At 70.6% G+C, this 3390-nt stretch carries 2 protein-coding genes and 1 pseudogene; 2 read left to right on the plus strand and 1 reads right to left on the minus strand.

Annotated features, from left to right (window positions below; all coding sequences use genetic code 11):
- Together ACXJKH_RS17140 and ACXJKH_RS17145 are read left to right on the plus strand one after the other, a co-directional pair.
- The coding region (locus tag ACXJKH_RS17140) for an autotransporter outer membrane beta-barrel domain-containing protein (protein ID WP_457321125.1) at nucleotides 1-1915 on the plus strand (1915 nt) is incomplete at its 5' end.
- Between the two features lie 177 nt (nucleotides 1916-2092).
- Nucleotides 2093-3046 carry a Nudix family hydrolase gene (locus ACXJKH_RS17145; protein ID WP_457321127.1) on the plus strand — a complete coding sequence of 318 codons (954 nt, stop codon included), beginning with the start codon at nucleotides 2093-2095 and terminating at the stop codon, nucleotides 3044-3046.
- A gap of 73 nt (nucleotides 3047-3119) precedes the next feature.
- On the opposite strand, the pseudogene ACXJKH_RS17150 reads toward ACXJKH_RS17145, so the two are convergent.
- Nucleotides 3120-3390, minus strand: a pseudogene (locus ACXJKH_RS17150) (hypothetical protein); the annotation flags it as partial.

Here is a 3390-nt window from a genome sequence, read left to right on the forward strand (position 1 = left end):
CAATTACACCGGCGGGGCAGTGACCCAGATCGCCGGCAGCACCACGTTGAATGGCGATCTGACCGGTTTCGGCGGCGACATCAAGGTGACGGGCGGTGCGCTGCAGATCGATTCGGACACGTACACCGGCCAGGGATACGTCGGTAGCAGCCAGGCCTTCATGCAGCAGATCGACGTCTCCGGCGGCACCCTGGTGCTCAACGGCAGCGCCGGCTTCCAGCAGCAGATCGACTACGGCAGCAGCACCGAGACCGTGCGCAGCTCGGCGGTGACGGTGAGCGGGCAGGGCACCCTTGCGGGCAACGCCACCGTTGGCGAAACCTACGTATACAACGGCGGCACGCTGTCGCCGGGCCACAACGGCATCGGCGCGATGACCATCGACGGCGATCTGTACCTGAGTGCCAACGGCGCCCCCGGCGGTGCGATCAGCGGTCCTTCGTTCTTCGACGTGGACGTGCTCGGCAACGGTCAGAGCGATCGCCTCACCGTCACCGGCAAGGCCTACCTGGGCCGTGGCTCGAACCTGCTCAACACCGCTGACGCCAGCGTGCGCATCACCGGCCTGGACCCGGCGGTGAGCTACCAGAACGGCCAGACCTACACGATCCTCGATGCGGCGGAAGGCGTGCAGGGCGCGTTCGACGAGGTGGTGTCCAAGTCGGCCTTCCTGGCCCCGACCCTGGCCTACACCGACAACCAGGTGCAGCTGACCATCGCGGTCAAGGATGCGGGGGGTACGCCGGTGGACCCCGTCGATCCTGTCGATCCGGTGACCCCGGTGGATCCCGGCAATCCGGGCACGCCTGGCAATGGCGGCAATCCGCCGATCGTGTTCGGCGCGGTGGCGGCCACCGGCAACCAGCGCGCCACCGCAGCGGCGCTGGATTCGCTGCAGCAGTCCGGCCAGGCGCTGGCGCTGTACAACGGCCTGCTGATGCTGGATGAAGCCGGCGCGCGCGACGCGTTCGACGACCTGTCCGGTGAACTCCACGCCAGCAGCCGCGCCCTGCTGCTGGAAGACCGTTTCCTGCGCGAAGGCATCGCCCAGCGTCTGCGCCCGGATCCGAGCATGGCCGCGTCGGGCCCGTCGGCGTGGGTGGCAGGTGCCGGTACCGCTACCCGCCAGGATTCGGACGGCTCCGCCGCGCGCACCCGCCAGCACCGCGAGGGCCTGATGGCCGGCGTCGACTGGACCGTCGGCGGCGCGTGGACGGTCGGCTTGGCGGCAGGGTCGGAGTCGCTGCGTCAGCAGATCGATGACCGCCATGCCAACACCGAGGTCGATGCCGTGCACGGCGGCCTGTACGCCGGCTTCCGCGGTGAGGAACTGTGGATCAACGGTGGTGCCAGCTATGCCGACTACGACCTGGATACCCGGCGCATGGTGGGTACCGGCACCAGCTGGGCACAGGCGCTCAACAGCAGCTACAACGCGCACGCTGTGTCGGTGTTCGCCGAGGGCGGCTGGGACATGGAACTGGACGCGCTCACCCTGACCCCGTACGTCGCCATCGCCTACACCCGCCTGTCGACCGAAGCCGGCGTGGAAACCGGCGGCAGTGCGGCGCTGGCGATCGATGCCAGCAAGGACGAGGTGTGGACCACCACGGCCGGTATCCGCGCCTCGTGGGACATCAGCGGCGGCCAGACCGACGCTGCCCGCCTGGAGGCCGGGCTGGCCTGGCAGAACGCCAGTGGCGAACTGCGTGCCGACTCGCGCCACCGCTTCGTCGCCGGCAGCGACCGCTTCACCGTCAGCGGCCTGCCACTGGCGCGCAATGTGGGCATCGCCGAACTGGGTGTATCGGTGCATGTCACCGACAACAGCCGTCTGTCCCTGTTCGCGCAGGGCCGTGCGGGCGATGGCCAGCGTGAGCTGGGCGCGCAGCTGAACTGGAACGTGTCGTTCTGACCGACGCCGCGCCCTGATGCATGATCGCGAAGGGCCCCGCAAGGGGCCCTTCGTTCGTCTGGCAACCCCGCAAGACCCGTCCGGCGTGCTGTGGCGGATCGCCCGCCCGCTGCGCTGGACCCCGCGTTGCGCACGCCGGCATTGCACCACCCCGGTGCCATTGGGCATGCTCACCCCATGCCATCCCCCAAACGATCGATCCACGTCGTGGCCGGCGTCATCACCGACGCCCGCGGCCGCATCCTGCTCAACCGCCGTACCGAGAACAGCGACATGGCCGGCCTCTGGGAGTTTCCCGGCGGCAAGCGTGAGCCGGGCGAGACCTCCGAGCAGGCGCTGGTGCGCGAGCTGCGCGAAGAGCTGGGCATCGAGGCGGAGATCGGCGAGTGGATCATGGAGGTACCGCAGCTCTACCCGGACAAGCGGCTGCGGCTGGAAGTACGCCGGATCAGCAGCTGGAAGGGCTCACCGCGCGGCCGCGAAGGCCAGGCCATCACCTGGGTGGCCCCGGACAAGCTGGCGCGCTACTCGATGCCGCCGGCCGATCTGCCGGTGGTGGCCGCCCTGCGCCACCCCGACCGCTACCTGATCACCCCCGAACCCGAGGCCGACCACGCCCAGGCCCACCAGGCCTGGCAGCAGTGCCTGGCGCAGGCGGTGGCCGCCGGTGCCAACCGCATCCAGCTGCGCACCCCCGCCAGCCCGGCACGGGTGGCCTTGGCCGAACAGGCCATTGGGGCCCATCGCGGCCGCGTGCAGTGGCTGCTCAACCGTGACATCGCACTGGCCCGCCGGCTCGGCGTTGGCGTGCATCTGGGCGGCGAACAGCTGCTGCAGCTGGACGCGCGCCCGCTGCCAGCCGAACAGCTGGTGGCGGCGTCCTGCCACGATCTGGCGCAGTTGCAGGCCGCGCAGCGGCTGGGCTGCGATTTCGCCGTGCTCGGCCCGGTCCAGGCCACCCCCAGCCATCCCGGCGCGAGCGCGCTGGGCTGGGAGGCATTCGAAGGACTGCGCGAACAGGTGTCGCTGCCGCTGTACGCGCTGGGTGGGCTGCATCCGGATGACATCGGCGAGGCGCGCCGGCATGGCGCCCAGGGCATCGCTGCAATCCGGGCGCTGTGGCCCGCCTGATCGGACCGCCGGCCGCCTGTAACCCGCAACCCGGTAGTGCCGGCCGCTGGCCGGCAACCCCAGCCAACCGCCGCTACAACGTGATCCAGAAACACCCGTACTGCCGCCGCAGCCCGAACACCGTGCGCGCCGGCGTTGCCGTGCTGCCCAGGGTCTGCTCCAGCCGCAGCCCTACCGGGCGCGGCCGGCGCGGCGTGACCTCCGCCAGCGGCTGCCCATCGCCACCCGGCACCGACGCAGCGGCAGGCGCCGCCACGGCACTCTCATCGCTGGCCGGATACACCGGGGCGATATCCACCAGCGGCCGTTGCACCACCGATTCCAGCCGTCCGATGATGTGGCGG

Source organism: Stenotrophomonas sp. P5_B8 (assembly GCF_054049855.1).